At 44.0% G+C, this 16,034-nt stretch carries 16 protein-coding genes and 2 tRNA genes; 12 read left to right on the forward strand and 6 right to left on the reverse strand.

Going from position 1 to position 16,034, the window contains the following annotated elements:
* The first annotated feature begins 74 nt into the window (after positions 1 to 74).
* Positions 75 to 1,184 carry a tRNA 2-thiouridine(34) synthase MnmA gene (gene mnmA, locus PNK_RS10670; protein WP_032124466.1) on the forward strand — a complete coding sequence of 370 codons (1,110 nt, stop codon included), beginning with the start codon at positions 75 to 77 and terminating at the stop codon, positions 1,182 to 1,184.
* 49 nt (positions 1,185 to 1,233) lie between these two features.
* Here mnmA and PNK_RS13915 read toward each other — a convergent pair whose 3' ends face one another.
* Positions 1,234 to 1,365 (reverse strand): hypothetical protein, encoded by a 132-nt coding sequence (locus PNK_RS13915; protein ID WP_269446516.1) that lies wholly within the window; start codon positions 1,363 to 1,365, stop codon positions 1,234 to 1,236.
* Positions 1,366 to 1,405: 40 nt separating this feature from the next.
* A complete protein-coding gene (locus PNK_RS10675; protein ID WP_032124467.1) occupies positions 1,406 to 1,795 on the reverse strand; it encodes a Fur family transcriptional regulator in 390 nt (129 codons plus the stop codon).
* Positions 1,796 to 2,133: 338 nt separating this feature from the next.
* Between PNK_RS10675 and PNK_RS10680 the strand changes: the two genes are divergently transcribed.
* Both PNK_RS10680 and PNK_RS10685 read left to right on the forward strand, forming a co-directional pair.
* Positions 2,134 to 2,952 (forward strand): hypothetical protein, encoded by an 819-nt coding sequence (locus PNK_RS10680; RefSeq protein ID WP_032124468.1) that lies wholly within the window; start codon positions 2,134 to 2,136, stop codon positions 2,950 to 2,952.
* 167 nt (positions 2,953 to 3,119) lie between these two features.
* Positions 3,120 to 3,656 carry a hypothetical protein gene (locus PNK_RS10685; protein ID WP_051981751.1) on the forward strand — a complete coding sequence of 179 codons (537 nt, stop codon included), beginning with the start codon at positions 3,120 to 3,122 and terminating at the stop codon, positions 3,654 to 3,656.
* On the opposite strand, the gene PNK_RS10690 is transcribed toward PNK_RS10685, so the two are convergent.
* Positions 3,653 to 4,723, reverse strand: a complete 1,071-nt coding sequence (locus PNK_RS10690) for an LOG family protein (RefSeq protein WP_032124469.1) — start codon at positions 4,721 to 4,723, stop codon at positions 3,653 to 3,655. The two genes, PNK_RS10685 and PNK_RS10690, sit on opposite strands and share 4 nt — an antisense overlap.
* 544 nt (positions 4,724 to 5,267) lie before the next feature.
* On the opposite strand from PNK_RS10690, the gene PNK_RS10700 reads away from it, so the two are divergent.
* The 5 genes from PNK_RS10700 (at position 5,268) to PNK_RS10720 (ending at position 9,446) form a co-directional block, all read left to right on the forward strand.
* The gene (locus PNK_RS10700; RefSeq protein ID WP_051981752.1) at positions 5,268 to 5,729 is read left to right on the forward strand and encodes an Hsp20/alpha crystallin family protein; all 462 of its coding nucleotides are present in this window, start codon (positions 5,268 to 5,270) and stop codon (positions 5,727 to 5,729) included.
* 77 nt (positions 5,730 to 5,806) lie between these two features.
* Positions 5,807 to 6,736, forward strand: a complete 930-nt coding sequence (locus PNK_RS10705) for a hypothetical protein (protein WP_032124471.1) — start codon at positions 5,807 to 5,809, stop codon at positions 6,734 to 6,736.
* Positions 6,737 to 6,955: 219 nt separating this feature from the next.
* Positions 6,956 to 7,804, forward strand: a complete 849-nt coding sequence (locus tag PNK_RS10710; protein WP_032124472.1) for a metal ABC transporter solute-binding protein, Zn/Mn family — start codon at positions 6,956 to 6,958, stop codon at positions 7,802 to 7,804.
* A 9-nt stretch (positions 7,805 to 7,813) separates the two neighbouring features.
* The gene (locus PNK_RS10715) at positions 7,814 to 8,569 is read left to right on the forward strand and encodes a metal ABC transporter ATP-binding protein (RefSeq protein WP_032124473.1); all 756 of its coding nucleotides are present in this window, start codon (positions 7,814 to 7,816) and stop codon (positions 8,567 to 8,569) included.
* Between the two features lie 7 nt (positions 8,570 to 8,576).
* Entirely contained in the window at positions 8,577 to 9,446 is an 870-nt protein-coding gene (locus PNK_RS10720; protein ID WP_032124474.1) for a metal ABC transporter permease, read from the forward strand.
* Positions 9,447 to 9,803: 357 nt separating this feature from the next.
* On the opposite strand, the gene PNK_RS10725 is transcribed toward PNK_RS10720, so the two are convergent.
* Positions 9,804 to 9,891: transfer RNA gene (locus PNK_RS10725), tRNA-Ser, on the reverse strand.
* Between the two features lie 205 nt (positions 9,892 to 10,096).
* Positions 10,097 to 10,537 (reverse strand): hypothetical protein, encoded by a 441-nt coding sequence (locus tag PNK_RS13705; protein WP_197560211.1) that lies wholly within the window; start codon positions 10,535 to 10,537, stop codon positions 10,097 to 10,099.
* Between the two features lie 517 nt (positions 10,538 to 11,054).
* Between PNK_RS13705 and PNK_RS10740 the strand changes: the two genes are divergently transcribed.
* The gene (locus PNK_RS10740; protein ID WP_051981753.1) at positions 11,055 to 11,504 is read left to right on the forward strand and encodes an SET domain-containing protein; all 450 of its coding nucleotides are present in this window, start codon (positions 11,055 to 11,057) and stop codon (positions 11,502 to 11,504) included.
* A gap of 145 nt (positions 11,505 to 11,649) precedes the next feature.
* Here PNK_RS10740 and PNK_RS10745 read toward each other — a convergent pair whose 3' ends face one another.
* Positions 11,650 to 12,897 (reverse strand): NAD(P)/FAD-dependent oxidoreductase, encoded by a 1,248-nt coding sequence (locus PNK_RS10745; RefSeq protein WP_032124476.1) that lies wholly within the window; start codon positions 12,895 to 12,897, stop codon positions 11,650 to 11,652.
* A gap of 361 nt (positions 12,898 to 13,258) precedes the next feature.
* Here PNK_RS10745 and dnaB point away from each other — a divergent pair, with 361 nt between their 5' ends.
* The 3 genes from dnaB to PNK_RS10760 all read left to right on the forward strand — a co-directional run bounded on the left by dnaB (position 13,259) and on the right by PNK_RS10760 (position 15,824).
* Positions 13,259 to 14,707, forward strand: a complete 1,449-nt coding sequence (gene dnaB, locus PNK_RS10750; protein WP_032124477.1) for a replicative DNA helicase — start codon at positions 13,259 to 13,261, stop codon at positions 14,705 to 14,707.
* 76 nt (positions 14,708 to 14,783) lie between these two features.
* Positions 14,784 to 14,871: transfer RNA gene (locus PNK_RS10755), tRNA-Ser, on the forward strand.
* 260 nt (positions 14,872 to 15,131) lie between these two features.
* Entirely contained in the window at positions 15,132 to 15,824 is a 693-nt protein-coding gene (locus tag PNK_RS10760; protein ID WP_059061977.1) for a carbonic anhydrase, read from the forward strand.
* Positions 15,825 to 16,034 lie beyond the last annotated feature (210 nt).

Consider the following 16,034-nt stretch of genomic DNA (forward strand, 5'->3'; position numbering starts at 1 on the left):
ATTTACGCTTAGCCCTTGATTTTTAACAAAAAATCAGTAAATATTTAATATAAAAAATTAAAAATTAACAGGTTATGAATCAACAAACTGTCGTCATAGGAATGTCTGGAGGAGTCGACTCTTCCGTTTCAGCTCTTCTCCTTAAAGAACAAGGGTATCGCGTCATAGGTCTTTTCATGAAAAACTGGGAAGAAAAGGATGACAATGGAGTCTGCCGCTCGGCTTATGACTATGAAGATGTGCGCCGCGTGTGTGAGCAGATTGACATTCCTTACTATGCCGTTAACTTTGTCGAAGAGTATTGGAAGCAGGTCTTTACGCAATTCATTGCCGATTTTCAAAAAGGCTGGACTCCCAATCCCGATATTTTATGCAATCGAGAAATCAAATTTAAAGTATTTTTAGACAAGGCGATGGAACTCGGCGCCGACTTTTTAGCGACGGGTCATTACTGTCAAAATTTAATCGGCCACGACGGCCATCCAAGCCTAGTCAAGGGGAATGACCCCAACAAAGACCAGACCTATTTCCTCTATACGCTTAATCGCAGCATCTTGTCTCGTGTTCTCTTTCCCATTGGAAGCCTCGAAAAAAGCGAAGTGCGCCGCCTGGCCCGCCAACATCAATTGGCAACATCCGAAAAAAAAGACAGCACAGGTATTTGCTTTATTGGAAAAAGAGATTTCCGCTCATTTTTGAGTCAATATGTAGCGATTCAGCCTGGCAACTTCGAAACGTTGCAAGGCAAATTTGTAGGCAAGCATATGGGAACCGCCTATTACACCCTCGGACAGCGCAAAGGCTTAGGCATCGGCGGTGCGGGCGAGGCATGGTTTGTTGTTGGCAAAGATCTTGAACGCAGCGTGGTTTACGTCGAACAAGGAGCCGACCATCCGGCTTTATATTGCAACGAATTGGTCGCAACCGACCTAAGCTGGGTAGGAGAGCAACCACCCCTTCCTTTTACCTGTCAATCAAAAGTGCGCTACCGGCAAAATGACCAGGTTTGTACGATTCAAAGCATTGAAAACGGGCAAGCCATCGTCACATTTGCTTCGGCGCAAAGGGCCGTCACTCCCGGTCAATCCATCGTCTTCTACGATGGATCCACTTGCCTGGGAGGAGGCGTCATTCAGCAGCCGGGCCCTTCCTATTTCCAACAGAAAAAGGCATTGCCTGCTTAACCGATTAAGGCAATTAGGCGAGGGCGAACGATCGTTCGCCCCTATTGAATTAGCCGCAGTTTTTGCAAGCTGTAAATTTCAATGGATTCTTAAAAAAACCCATCCCATTTTCCATCATAGGCATCCAAAATAGCCCTTGCAAAGCCAAAGCAATAAATAATCCTCTTGAAAACTTAACCATTTCCTTCTCCTAATTAAAAGTTAACTTTTTTCTGCATGGCCTAAAGAATGTCAGCATCGGAAGGTGTGCAATCTAAACACACTCCATGCAGCGTAATATCGCATTTTAACACTTGAAAGCCTTCAGGAATACTAGAGGAGGCAACTGGAATGCTTTCTTGCACATCAAAGACTCGATTGCAAGTATGGCAAAGAAAATGGTGATGATCTTCTAAACCGTTATACTCGTAGCGAGGGGGTTGTCCTGGCAATTGTACAATGACAAGAATTTCTTCCTCTATCAACGTCTTTAAGTTGCGATAGATTGTTGCTAAGTTGATGTTTGGAATGCTCTTAGAAGCGGCTTCCAACAACTCTTGCGCACTTAGAGGACGATTGGCGTCTTTAAAACACTCTAAAATAGTGCTTCTTTGCCGTGTCATTCTTTTCATTCGTATGTACCCTTGTCAAATAAACCGATTTTAATGCGCACTGTTCTAAAAAACTAAAGCTTTTCCACATTTAGAACCTTGCGAGCCAGATGCCAAAAAATGGTTCCGTAGACAATAACCAAATGAGCGATTGTCAAGAAACACTTTCTTTGCAAATGACAGCAAGACGGCTAAATCCGGATAGATAAACCCAAAACTTTAGATTCAAAGAAACTCCCCGTTTGCGTCTCTATTTCTCAAAATTATGCAGCAAATGCTTATTGCAATTAATAATGCATTTGCAATAACCTTACCTCTTTATTTATTTTCTTGGAAGAATTTTACAAAAGGAGCATGCCATGTGTGGTGGTGGTGCGTGTGTTGGACTCGATGCTTTCAAACCTAAAGTCGAGGTTCTGCGAGTAGTCCCAAAAGAGAACGGGGAATTAGAAGGGCGTGCTTATGTCTACTTGAAGCCTCAAGGTTTTTTTGAAAGAGGTCTGTATGCATTTCAAGGCGTCATTCAAGCCGAAAAAATTACTCAAATTGCTAATGAATGCTTTCACCTCTTTCATCGCATAATTAAAGCTCGAGCAAGTGCCGAGATCTATAATTTGTGCAAAAACCTGCATGACGGCGCCCATGCCTTTGATGAAGGCCTGCATGCCGTGACAGTTTTTAGCGGTGTTTTGAGCATGGGAGCTGGCACATTTATCGAACGCAAGCATACGCATGGACCTGGAGCAAAACCGATTGACTATACTCGCACAGCTATTCGCATTTTACATTTTATGGCACATGGGCTCACCACCGTCGCCTTCTTGGGAAAAATGAAAATGATTTCCATTGGCAAATTAGACGAGAGACTGATCATCCTCGGTGCTTCTTTAACGCTTGTTGGCCATACGATTCACATCATTTCCATGGTTTGGCGCCGCTTTCATTCCGATCACCATCACGAGCACAACTTCAAGTCTGATTTCATCATCCAGGGTACTGGAATGCTAGTTCAATCGGTTTTTGTGGTGACTGAATTGAATCTGGTTGCAAAAGCGACAGAATTGGTTTTATCTCAGGCAAGATCGGTAGCCATCATCATTCAAAGCCTTTTCATTCTACACCGTTTATCTCCAGATGAAGCGGCGGTTAAATTTCCGCTTCCACGAGTCGCTGCATAAGGAAATAGTCCAGGGGCGAGCGCGCAATGCCTGGATGTCCAGGCATTGTTTTTAAGCCCGTTGCTGCACCTTGATTGCGGAGTTAAAGAGTTTTTCTTTTGCAAAAGAGAACAATGGGGTAGGGTGGATGCTTTAGCTAGCAGCAGCAATATCAAATTGGAGGGAAAATGGGCAGGACAAAGCGATGGCAAATCAAATGGCTCTTGAGCCTCGTTTGTTTAGCTCTTGCAACAGCCGCCTACTTCTATCAAATCCCCACTTCTGCGACTGAGCATAAAGAAGCGATTCTTGAGGCGGCCCAAAAACTGCCTCAAAGCGGTGTTTTGAAAAAAAATTGGGACGGCTACATTTATCTCAAGGTCGATGACGATTACATTCATCAACTTTTTCCATTGATTCACGAAAATGGCTTTCACAAGCCAAGCTCACTGCATCGTCCAAGCCGCATTGGCGCTCATATCAGTGTTTTCTATAAAGATGAGGCGGCATCGAGAAAGCCCATCACTGAAGTTGGCCAATCCTACTCTTTCCGCGTCAAAAACTTCACCCATGTAAGCACCAAGCAAAAAGACTATGCCATTATCGAAGTGGATTCGCCTGAACTCGAAAAGCTAAGAGAAAAGTACGGGCTCCCTCCGAAGCTATTCAATCACGAATTTCACATTACCATTGGCGATAAGAACAAGCGCTACTATGTTCCCTAAAAACTATTGATGCGGTCGATCAATAAACGCAAAAGGCCAAAATGCCTGTGGTTGTGCTCAAAAGCCAAACGAGGCAATTCCAGGTGATCAGTCTCTTCTTGCAAGGCCGCCGTCTGATACATCGCTCCTTCTTTTAATAGGGGAGAAAATTCTTGGTTAAGGCTTGCAACCTGACTCTCTGTCAGCGCCGTCAGCAAACGGATGACCAGCGTATCTTTGACATAACGGCTTGAATGATAGCGATGATAAAACTGCTGAATGTGGGCAACGGCTGCTTCAATGCTTGGAGCCTGATAAAAGAGGTGCAAATCTTCCGAACTGATCCACCCATTGGAGAGCAAGTTTTGCCGAATATAATCTTGCCATGCATTCCAATACGACCCTTTTTCTCCTTCCAGCAAAACGACAGGAATAATATTGGCCTTACCCGTCTGCATGAGGGTCAACACCTCAAAAAGCTCATCCTGCGTCCCAACTCCTCCTGGAAAAGCAGCAATAGCATCGGAATGGCTTAAAAACATGAGCTTGCGCGTAAAGAAATAGCGGAATGTGATCAGTTTCGGATCGCCTGCTAAAAGAGAATTGGACGGCGCTTCAAATGGAAGTCTAATCGATAAACCAAAACGAGACTCCTTTTCAGAGCCTTCTAAACCTGCTTTCATGATTCCATCAGCTGCTCCAGTAATGCACACCCATCCTAAATGAGCCATGCCAGCACCGAAAGCTTTAGCAGCCTGGTAGTCGGGATGGTTCTCTGGCGTGCGAGCCGAACCAAAGATGCTGATACGCTTAGCCGCGGGATATTTATTGAAAACGCGATACGCATATCGCATTTCTTTGAAGGCACGCGTCATGAGCTTGAGCTGACCTAAATCATATCCTTCCTTTGACATCTTGATGCTCGTTGCAATGATTTGACTAATCAAATCTGACTCAAGCGATTGAGGATTTGCCCCGCTAAAGACGATTAAATCTTGAATTTTCTGCTCAAGCTGTTCGTAAAAAAGATCCCGCGGAGTAGCGTGCTCGGGATCAAATTTCGGCGCCTCATCTCCCACGTTTTCCATACGATGACTCTCTCTTAAAGCGGTTGCATGCGTTTATACAAGGCAATTCAAACTTTGGTTTTTGGCCTCATTGGACTACATAGCATTCATTCTAAGCAATGATAAAAAGACTAGTAAGTCCTCTCTTTATACGTTTTGTTTTGACTATTTTGACTTTAATTCCTTATAACCTGGCTTTGGGTTTATCTACTTGAATGAAGCGCAAATGGCAAGCTAGATGCAAAATGCCTTCGTAGACAATAATGCAAATTAACTAATGTCAAGAAGCAACTTCTTTGCCAATAGCCGCAAGGAGCCTAAATTTCAAGCAGATAAGGCGCTCGGGTTTTATGCAGGAATTGCCTGATAACTCTATAGATCTTGGTTTTTCCATCGCTATTAGCTTTTTGCTATCCACATTCTTATAAAACTCTCTATTGACATGTCCGATTAGATCGAGATGAGTTGATGCACAAGGCAGCCGCAAATAATAAATTATTTTTGAATGCTTCATCAATAAATTAAATCTTTACTCAAACAATGATAAGATTATTAGGAGGTTTTTATGGATCGCAATCCTTTAGTTCGAAGCTCTCTTTTTCGTCTTCCCTCTTCGTTCCCCAATTTATGGGAAGAAATGGAAGATAAAATGAGCCAGTGGATGGGATGGGGTGCAGAATCGGGCGTAAGCGTCTCCGAAGACAATCAAAACGTCTACGTCGAAGCACATCTTCCTGGATTAAAAACTGACGACTTGGATATTTCTTTTCATCAAAATACCGTTTGGATTAAAGGAGAAAGAAAAGAAGAGGAAGAAGATAAAGATAAAAAGTTCTATCGTCGTGCGAAGAGCTCCTATTTTTATCAGGTCGATCTTCCCACACAAGTTGAAGAAAATACCGAACAAGCCGATTATAAGGATGGTATCTTAACAATCACCTTTAAGAAAACACAGCAGTCGCAAACGAGAAAAATTTCGGTTAACGATGGCTCAAAAGGTTCCATTGAAAAGAAAAATGAATCTTAATCTCTCTTAAGGCTTTGAAAAATAAACTCAAAGCCGATTCCTCTACTCAAATTAACTCTTAAGCGAGGATTCTAACTATGAGCTGGGCACTCTCTTCTCTTATCCCTACATTCGTTACAAATTTATTTATCACCTCCCAACAAGACAACTCAGACCAACTGTTCGAACGCTTCTTGTACAAAGAAGGCCTCCAGTACGATCCCATTTATGGAGCTATTGTCTTGGCGCTGCCCTACTTAATGGCTCAACAACACACCAAAGACCGACAATACTACATCAAGAATGGTACGTGGATTAAACTGCGCATTTCCGATAATAGCGACATTTCATTCGATCCCCCAGGTTTTGGGCAAGGGATTGGGCGGACAGTTTCTGGCCATAGCCGTGAGGAGCTTTGTTTGCTTCGCAAACACCTTGTTAAAGCCCTGAAATGGACCTTTAAAAATCAAGATCAGCATGCGGTGGATGCCATTAAAGTCATTTTCTTCTATACAATCAAAGGCCTTAAAGAACTCGAAGCCTCATATGGCCCTGAAACCAATGGAAAGCCTCTCGAAGTTAGCATTGACAATAAGAAAGTCAAATTAACAGGACAAGTTGAAGAACAAAATCAAACCAACCGCTGTTTAGAGCAAGACCGCATTTTAATTGAGTCGGCATTACAAAATCCTGATGAAGCCTTAACCATCATTGATAAGGAAGATGAAAAACTCTTTGAACTGCGCAACCTCACTCAAAAAATTTACACTCAGGAAAAGCAAAACGAGCCTATCGATCAAAAGATCGAGGATCTCTATGCCCAAAAAATTAGAGCCTTATGGCCATCACAAACCCTTGCGGCAATTGCGAACCTGTTCAAAACAAAGCAGTCCTCATTATCCGATCCCCTAACGGCCATTCAGACTCTGATTAAAGGCAATCCTGTTGAATTCATGCAAATTAAAAAGGAGATGCACGAATTAACCGTTAAAGCAATTGCAGACTCTTCAAAGTCCAAACAACAATAAGTTCAGCCAAGCAATTTGCCTGTTTTTGCACAAGCAAATTGCTTGCAAAAAAGCATTATTGAAGGCATATTAAGAAGTAATTTAAACTGCCAATTAACCTATTTTCGTCTCAATTCCTCACCTCATCGTTTTTGTTTTTCTTTTCGCAACTTGCCAGGTTAGTCAACAGGTTAAATATCCCTTTTAATCGCTTTTTGATTATTCAAATTAGGAATTTCTATGCGTTCAATCTTCATGACATTGATGTACTTTACTCTTTTAATAGGTGCTCACAATGTTTATGCTGTTCCAACAGTTTTAGTGAGCGTAGCTCCCCATCAATTTTTTGTAGAAAAGATTGCTGACGACACCGTTAACGTACAACTCATGGTTCCAGCCGGAGCGAGCGCACACACCTATGAACCAAGCCCAAGGCAAATGTTGACAGCCAGCCAGGCCGATATCTGGTTCCGCATAGGAGAACAATTTGAAAACCGTGCCATTCAAGCACTAAAGAGCCACAATCCCAATTTGCAAGTCGTCGATTTACGCCAAGGTTTGGACCTCATTCGTACCGACCCCCATGGCCATAGAGGCTGCTGTCCTGGGTCTGAAGACCTCCATTTTTGGCTAAGTGCCCGCTTGGCGCAAACACAGGCGCGCACAATTGCTGAAGCCTTAAGCCAGGCCTACCCCCAATACTGCGAGCTCTACAACCGCAATTTGAACGAGTTTATAACTGAACTCAAGCAACTCGACGCTGACATTCAGACTGTCTTGGCTCCATTGCAAAATCGCTCCGTTTTAGTCTCCCACCCAGCTTATGGTTATTTCTGCCGCGATTACAATCTACACCAATATTCAATCGAGGTGGAAGGCAAAGATCCAACTCCGCAACAAATGACTAAGCTCTTGAGATTATCGCGTGATCTGAAAATTAAAATGATTTTTATTCAGCCTCAATACAACAATAAGGCTGCTCAACTCGTTGCCCATGATATTGGTGCCAAGATTGTCACACTCGATCCTTACTCCAAATACTATTTTAAAAGCATGCTAGAAATCGCCCATGCATTTGCTGGGGAGTAATTTTTATTTATGACCGCTATTATCGAATTAGACCATCTTTCGTTTTCTTATCACAATACCCCCATTCTTACCGATATTTCTTTCAAGATTCAGCCGGGTGAGTTTATCGGAATCATCGGACCCAACGGGGGAGGAAAAACGACGCTGCTAAGGCTCATCATGGGATTTTTAAAACCAACAAAGGGCAGAATTAAGGTTTTTGACAAGGCTCCTGGGTCCTATGCCAATACTAATGGCCGCCTAGCTTATGTGCCTCAATCTGTACGCCTGGATCGCGAATTTCCTATTTCAGTCTTAGAGGTCGTCCTATCAGGCCTCTTATCGGATCTTCCCTGGTATGGAGTCTTTAAAAGCAAGGATCACCAAGCCGCCATGGAAGCACTCGACACAGTCGGATTGCGCTCTTTTAGCGACTGCCCCTTTGGAACCCTATCTGGTGGGCAAGCACAGCGCGTTCTGATTGCCAGAGCCTTGGTGTCCCAGCCACAACTCTTGTTGCTCGATGAACCGACTGCCAGCGTAGATAGCCGTGCTGAAGCCGATATCTATGCCCTATTAAAAGATTTAAAAGGACACATGACCATCATGATGGTCACGCATGACTTGAGCGCAGCCATTGACCATGTTGAGCGTCTCCTCTGCGTACAAGGGCAGGTTTTTTCCCTGCAACCGGAAGAAGTGTGCGAACACTTCGTAGTCGGCCTCTACCATACCCCTCTTATTCAGCCAAAACAAATCCGTACCCCTTTTTCATCCCCTATATAAGGTGACTATGCCGACTTTTTTTGAAGCCATCACGACTAACTCTTTACTTCTGGCCGCCCTTTTGGCTGGCTTTGCAGCCTCAATTGTCAGTGGTATCATCGGCTCTTATGTCGTCGTTAAACGCATTGTCTTTATTGCGGGCAGCATCTCCCATGCCGTCCTCAGTGGAATTGGACTGTGCATCTGGCTTGAACGAGCAAAAGGGATTTCTTGGGTCTCGCCTTTATTTGGAGCCCTCATCTCGGCTATTTTATCGGCTCTCATTCTGGGATGGATTCACTTGTATTATAGGCAAAGGGAAGATTCGGTGATTGCGGCTCTTTGGTCGATCGGAATGGCCGTCGGCATTTTATTCATTTCACAAACACCTGGATTCAATGTTGAGCTGACAAACTTCTTAATCGGAAATATCTTATGGGTCTCTAAAACAGACCTCTACATTCTTTGGGGATTAGATATTTGCACGATTTTGCTCGTCGTATGCCTGCATAAACGCTTTTTAGCCATCTGTTTCGATGAAGAGCAGGCTCGTTTGCAGGGGTTGCCTGTCAATGCCTTATACATGCTGCTGCTCATCCTCATCGCCGTATCGATTGTCTTGCTCATCCAAGTCGTTGGAATTGTGCTAGTCATGACGATGCTGACTATTCCAGCAGCTATTGCCAATTTATTGACCTCACGCTTGTCTCGCATGATGCTCATCGCCATCTTATTGAGCGGATTATTCTGCCTCGCTGGCAATGCAGTGGCCTACCACCTCGATTGGCCAACAGGCGCAACAATTGCCTTAATTGCAGGCATGGCATATGTCTTGAGCCTCTCTTTCTTCCGCCCTCGCAAATGGACAGCCACGCAAGAAGTCCAACAAACTGGCTAGATCTCAAGGGCTGCACCCCTTTGCTCAATCCATTTCATTTGGCTAGAATCGGATTAGCCGGGCCAGCACGGAAACGGTTTGTCCCCTTCCAACTTCCTGGAAAAATCTGCGCATCCAACCGATTCCCTAAGGCATCATTGATGCCCAAAAGAGTTTATTTTTTGATGAGGATGCTATCTAATTGGTTGCTATCTAAGAGAGTAAAAGGCCTTAATGGCTGAATAAGCTCGAAACACGGGCTGATTGTTCAGCTCAGCTTAAGAGATGGGTTGGCGTCTTCCGCTCTATGAAGAGCCTTCAAATTCCAGTCTTCGCAAAAAAGGAAAGGGCTTTGGACATAAGCCCAAAGCCCTGATGCGGAAAGAGAGGGATTTGAACCCTCGATACCCTTTAGGGGTATGCGTCCTTAGCAGGGACGTGCTTTCGGCCACTCAGCCATCTTTCCAAAACTATTCATCTCGTGATGAAAACGACTATCGTAATAACACGATAGTTTTTATGCAAGCATTGTTTCACATTCTCATGCTTTTTCTTCCTTGAATAGGCCTCCTGCCTTACTTGGAAAATAGCCAACTTTTAAGAAAGAAGTAATAAAAAGCCCGGGAAGAGCTTCTCCCGGGCTAGTGGCCGCGCAAGCCGGAAAAACTTGGCTAGCGATATTGATAATACACGCCGCTGCCCGAATCGTAGTAGTAATTGTAAGGATAGGTATAGTAGTAAGAAGAGGGTGTGGTGTTATAATAATAAGATGTACTAGGATAAGAATAATAAGAAGGATAGCCGTAAGCACCATAATAACCTAAGCCTAAGCCCAATCCGCCTCCATAATATCCATAATTGCCATGCCAGTCGTGGTGATGTCCATGGTGATGTCCTCCATGATGACCGTGTCCTCCATGATGCCCATGATGCCCACCTCCGTGATGCCCTCCATGATGTCCCCCACCGTGATGTCCTCCATGTCCTCCATGTCCTCCATGTCCTCCATGTCCTCCGCCATGTCCACCTTTAGCATAAGCAAAATTCAAAGGAAGAGCAAAAAGGGCCAGAAACATAAGGGCTGCAAAACTCGATTTTAAGGTACGGTACATAGATACCCCCTATTTTTTATTTATTAAGAAACCGACCGCTTAAACATATGCGCTCTCCATGACAGTTGCAAATAATATACCAATTTAAGCCGATCCATTCGACAACTCTTTTCTCAACCTACACTTTTTATTATAAATCTTAAATCAAAGCAGTGTCAAATCAAACTAATTTAAACAAATTAAACTAAAAAGCAATTAACACTCCTTACTAAAAAAAACAATACATCAACGTTGGAAACGGGCAAAAACAAAAGAGGAGTAAAAGGCTTAAACTTATTGGGAGTGAATTGGTTAGAAAAAGGTAGGGTAAAAGAGACCAATGAATTCCCATTTTTCTAGTCGAAATGCCCATTAATCATTTGATTAGTTAAATGTCCTTAGGTAATTTAATTCTCCTTAAAACAAACAGTGGAAGCGCTGAACAGAAATGGGTTGTGGATAAAAAGCGAGGCGATCGATCGATGGCCGTTCCGATCTAGTTTCCTTATTTAGCGTAACCCAAACCAAGGGAATGGAAATGTTGTTAGTTAGAACAGTCGTCAAACCGAGTACGATTGCAGGAATGGGCATTTTTGCTGATGAGGACATTAAAAAAGGCCAGGCCATATGGCGTTATTCGCCCGATACTTGCCAACTTATTACCCAAAAGCAATTTCATGCATTTGTCAATAGCTTTCACAAGACAGAGCAGTTGATCATCCAATACTATTTGACATATGGCTATTATGTGGCTGCAGCGGATGGTGTTTTAATTCTCTTAGACAATGCTCGCTTTTTCAATCACTCCAATGAGCCCAATAGTGGCGGCTGCCCAGAAGCTTCAGGAAGCCTGGGAGACCAATGCTCGGTGGCCCTGCGCGACATCAAAAAGGGAGAGGAATTGACAGAGTCTTATCAAACCTATGACTCTTCGGTTTGGCTGGAAAGCTTATGCCAACGCTATGGCATACACCATACACATGACTAATGACAAGGCCTGCTTAGAGCAGGCCTTAAAACCCAACTTAGGTAACAAGTTGGGTTTTACCCATAAAAGCTACCGTTAAGCTATTAACTCTTTGGCTGTTATCTAACAGATGATTGCTGGCAGATGATTGCTGGGCAATAAATATCTAATCCTTATCAGCTGGGCGTATCATAACACGTCCTTGTCTCCTTCCCGATAAATATAAGAAGATCCACTGGATCATGACCAATAGGCGGCGTCTAAAGCTCACAAGGTAGAGAATGTGGACAAACGACCACACGAGCCACGCCAAAACGCCTGAGAACATCCATTTGCCAACCATTGCAACAGCTTCGCCCCGGCCAATCGTAGCAATGGTCCCTTTATCAAAGTAGGCGAATGGTTTGCGTTCCCCTTCCGGAATACCTTTCTTAATCAGATTGGCCACATATCTTCCCTGTTGGATGGCGACAGGAGCAATGCCAGGCAAGGGCTCTTCTTGCGCATTCAAACAGCAGGCGGCATCACCGATCACGAATACATTAGAAAAGCCGGGAATCGTCAGATCGGGATTGACTAAGACTCTTCCTTGCCGATCTAAGGGTACCTCTAAGGTTGTCAAAAGAGGAGAAGCCTGATTCCCTGCTGCCCAAATAACCGTCGAAGCTGGAAGAAACATTCCTCCCATGTAAACGCCCCGCGGCGTCACATCGGTCACAAAGGCATTTAAAATCACCTCAACTCCCAATTGCTGTAAATCGCTGTACGCTTTTTGAGCCAAAGAAGGGGCAAAGCTTGGCAGAACTTGGGCGCCTCCTTCGATCAAATAAATTTTAGAGTCGCCGGGATTGATATGGCGAAAATTTTTGAACAGGGTCCGATGAGCAAATTCGGCAATCGACCCCGCCATCTCCACTCCCGTCGGGCCTGCACCAATGATGGCAAAACGCAGATAACTCTTTGCCTCTTCTGGATCGCCGCATCGCTCAGCCTTTTCGAACGCCAAGAGTATTTTCTCTCGGATGCGAACGGCATCGGCCACAGTTTTTAAACCAGGAGCATACTCTTCCCAAAGATCGTGGCCAAAATAGGCATGTCTAGCTCCCGGTGCTACAATTAAGTAGTCGTAATCAAACCGCTGGCCATCGGCCGCCTCGATAGACTTGTTTTTAAGATCGATTTTTTCGATTTGTGCCATGATGACAGTCGCATTGGACTGATTTTTTAAAATTTCACGGATCGGAGAGGCAATATTTTCGACTGACAAGGCAGCAGTCGCCACCTGATAAAGAAGAGGTTGAAAGACGTGATGATTCGTCCTGTCGATCACTAAAAGTTCTACATCGCTTCTCTTTAGAGCTTTGGCAGCATTAAGTCCCCCGAATCCCCCTCCAATGATGACCACTTTAACCATGCATTAATCCTTTCTGATGAGATCTTGCCTCTTTAGAGGCAAATACAGTTGACAGTTCTAAACTCTGATTATTTTCCATCAATCGTCTTATTAACTGGTGTTGGTTTTATCTGCTTGAAATTTAGGCATCTTACGCTTATTAGGAAAGTGTTATTTTATTCCAATCCGATGCGATATAGGATCCTTAAATCCCGTAAAACTTTGCCCGGTGTGAATCGATAGCCCTCCCGTGTGCTTCGGATATTAGAATAGACTTTTGCAAGCATATGGTTTATGATTGTTGGACATTTTAGCCACAAGGAACAATGATCATAGAAATGAATCTCCCCATTTTTACTATCATAAAAAATAGAGCTCGGCCATGGTAGAATCAAACGTCAAAGTCAAAGTTGCTCCTCACTCAAAAGAATCGGAAATGATGGTGCTCGGCTGCATGCTGACCAGCGTCAATGGCCTCAATATTGCGGCCGATGGCTTGGATGATTCTGACTTTTATTTTACCGAACATAAAATCATCTTTCAAATCCTTAAGACTTCCTATAAGAAAGATAAGCCGGCCGATATCCATCTCGTTGCCGAAGAACTCAAGCGACAAGACAAGCTGAGCGCAGTAGGTGGCGTAGCTTATCTTGCAACGCTTGCTCAATACGCAGGAACATCAGCCTTCATTGAAGAGTATGTTGAATTGGTGCAGAACAAGTCTGTCTTGCGCAAGATGATACACGCCGCGCAGATGATAGAAAAAACTGCCCTGGAAGAGCCGTTAGATGTTCAAGCTTCCCTTGATGAGGCGCAGCAGCTGCTCTTTAAAATCAGCCAGGCTTCCAGTCCGTCTGCTGGTGTCATTATTCAAGACATTTTCTCTGGCTTGCGTTCTGAATCGGGCGTTCCTTATTTAAAAGAGCTTCAAGAAAAGCAAGAAAAGTATGCATTAAAAGGGCCCGAAGACTCAGGCATTAGCGGACTCCCCTCTCACTTCGTCGATTTTGACAAAATGGTCAATGGATTGAATAACTCGAACCTAATGATTCTAGCTGCCCGTCCTGCAATGGGAAAAACCTCCTTTGCAATCAACATTGCCGAAAATGTCTGCTTCAAGAATAAAATCCCAGTCGGAATATTCTCTCTCGAAATGTCTGCCGAACAGCTTGTGCATCGCATTGTGTGCTCGCAAGCCGAAGTGGAATCCGATAAGATCAAGACAGGCGCTTTAAATGGCATGGAGTATCAACGCATCGTCGGCGCCGTCAACGAAATGCAAAAACATGTCATGATCATCGACGATCAAGCGGGATTAAAGATCACCGACCTTCGCGCAAGAGCCCGCCGCATGAAGGAAAGCTATGGCATAGGCCTCCTGATCATCGATTACCTTCAACTTCTTTCAGGTTCGGGTTCAAATCGCAATTCAGAAAGCCGCCAGAATGAAATTTCTGAAATTTCCCGCATGCTCAAAAACCTAGCGCGCGAGCTCAATATCCCCATCATCTGCCTTTCTCAGCTATCGCGAAAAGTAGAAGAGCGGCCCGGCCATAGACCTATGATGAGTGACTTGCGCGAAAGTGGAAGTATCGAGCAAGACTCCGATATCGTCATGTTCCTTTTGCGAAGAGAATATTACGATCCATTAGACAAACCAGGCATGGCCGAACTCATCGTCGCCAAAAACCGTCACGGAAGCGTGGGCAGTGTCAACCTGACCTTCCGCAAAGAATTTGCCCAGTTTGTCAACTATACCCCTGTCAAATATGACGCCATGGATATGGATCCAGATGCCGAACAGGCCTTCAGTCATTTTTCGCCGCAATAACCGTTTTTTGCTCCTGCTTGCATAAGGTTTATGCTTGCAACATAAATCAGTTTATTTTAAGCTTTTACCTTCTTCTGGAGGAGTGTCCGAGTGGCTTAAGGAGCACGCTTGGAAAGCGTGTGTACGCTAAACACGTACCGTGGGTTCGAATCCCACCTCCTCCGACCTTTGACCTCACACTGCGATAGGTCGACCAGCGGCGCGTGCAGCGTTACAATCCCCTTCACTCTTTCATTTCTAAATTCGCAAAAAACTAAGCAAACCACTCCCATCACCTCTACGATACCATTATTGACCGGTTCCATCGGATCTGATTCTTCCCATCCAAAGGGTCTGCCTAGTGAAGATCGAATACTTTCATGTTGTAACATAAAATAAAAATTTTATAGTGTCGTAAGGGAAAAACAACAAGGACACGGTTTTTATGAAACCTAATTTTTTTTTACTACTATTCTTGCTCGTCTTTTCGAGCGCCTCGATTCAAGCGACATCGGAATGTGAATGCGGTTCTAAGCACGATTGGCACTATCTACAAAAATTGAATCGGAAATTTATTAAGAATCCAAAATACATCAAACAAAGAAAGAAAACTGCAAATGGTCAAAATCCTGCTTTTGTCGTCCTCTCCTGTGCCGATTCAAGAACGCCTCCCGAGCTTATTTTCAATCAAGGGCTGGGTAGCATTTTTTGTCCCCGTGTAGCTGGGAATACGGCTGGCGATCAGGTAGTCGATAGTATTGCCTTCGCAGTTGACACTTGGAACGTCACGACAGTCGTAGTGATGGGTCATGAGAATTGCGGCGCTGTTAGCGGCGCACTCGATCGCTTAAGACTAAACGGCGGTGTGATAGATCCGGAAAATGGCGTCTTGAATGCTGTCCTTATTCCTATCGAAAAAGCCATTGTTGATGCAGGCATTGATATTTACGGTCCAAATGCACTCGAAGAGTCTACAAGAGCCAATATTGCTTATGCAGCAAGGCAATTGATGGAAAAATCGGCTATTATTTCAAATGCAGTACAAAACGGCCAAATCATTATTGTTGGATCGGTTTACAGCCTGAAAACCGGAAAAGCGAAAGAAATCTTCGTCATCGATAATTGCATAGAAGGTTAGGATAGGAAGATCGAATTTATTAGAGTTCGCCGCTAATCCCGGTAGTCCTAAATGCCATGCTGGCTTAGGACTACCCACAATCCTTACAATAGCCTTATATTTCCTTAACAATTTTCGTTTAAATTTTTAAGCGAAATAAAAAAATATTTTTCACTTTAATTATTTCGTGAGCGACCTCGCTTCTCCTTTGCGTTTATGAATCTCTCGGTC

The organism is Candidatus Protochlamydia naegleriophila (assembly GCF_001499655.1).
Classification (GTDB): domain Bacteria; phylum Chlamydiota; class Chlamydiia; order Chlamydiales; family Parachlamydiaceae; genus Protochlamydia; species Protochlamydia naegleriophila.

Bases quoted from the DNA above. Each gene is read 5' to 3' on its own strand.
- mnmA (WP_032124466.1), top strand. From the start codon at position 75: ATGAATCAACAAACTGTCGTCATAGGAATGTCTGGAGGAGTCGACTCT.
- PNK_RS13915 (WP_269446516.1), bottom strand. From the start codon at position 1,365: ATGGTTAAGTTTTCAAGAGGATTATTTATTGCTTTGGCTTTGCAAGGG.
- PNK_RS10675 (WP_032124467.1), bottom strand. From the start codon at position 1,795: ATGAAAAGAATGACACGGCAAAGAAGCACTATTTTAGAGTGTTTTAAA.
- PNK_RS10680 (WP_032124468.1), top strand. From the start codon at position 2,134: ATGTGTGGTGGTGGTGCGTGTGTTGGACTCGATGCTTTCAAACCTAAA.
- PNK_RS10685 (WP_051981751.1), top strand. From the start codon at position 3,120: ATGGGCAGGACAAAGCGATGGCAAATCAAATGGCTCTTGAGCCTCGTT.
- PNK_RS10690 (WP_032124469.1), bottom strand. From the start codon at position 4,723: ATGGAAAACGTGGGAGATGAGGCGCCGAAATTTGATCCCGAGCACGCT.
- PNK_RS10700 (WP_051981752.1), top strand. From the start codon at position 5,268: ATGGATCGCAATCCTTTAGTTCGAAGCTCTCTTTTTCGTCTTCCCTCT.
- PNK_RS10705 (WP_032124471.1), top strand. From the start codon at position 5,807: ATGAGCTGGGCACTCTCTTCTCTTATCCCTACATTCGTTACAAATTTA.
- PNK_RS10710 (WP_032124472.1), top strand. From the start codon at position 6,956: ATGCGTTCAATCTTCATGACATTGATGTACTTTACTCTTTTAATAGGT.
- PNK_RS10715 (WP_032124473.1), top strand. From the start codon at position 7,814: ATGACCGCTATTATCGAATTAGACCATCTTTCGTTTTCTTATCACAAT.
- PNK_RS10720 (WP_032124474.1), top strand. From the start codon at position 8,577: ATGCCGACTTTTTTTGAAGCCATCACGACTAACTCTTTACTTCTGGCC.
- PNK_RS13705 (WP_197560211.1), bottom strand. From the start codon at position 10,537: ATGTACCGTACCTTAAAATCGAGTTTTGCAGCCCTTATGTTTCTGGCC.
- PNK_RS10740 (WP_051981753.1), top strand. From the start codon at position 11,055: ATGTTGTTAGTTAGAACAGTCGTCAAACCGAGTACGATTGCAGGAATG.
- PNK_RS10745 (WP_032124476.1), bottom strand. From the start codon at position 12,897: ATGGTTAAAGTGGTCATCATTGGAGGGGGATTCGGGGGACTTAATGCT.
- dnaB (WP_032124477.1), top strand. From the start codon at position 13,259: ATGGTAGAATCAAACGTCAAAGTCAAAGTTGCTCCTCACTCAAAAGAA.
- PNK_RS10760 (WP_059061977.1), top strand. From the start codon at position 15,132: ATGAAACCTAATTTTTTTTTACTACTATTCTTGCTCGTCTTTTCGAGC.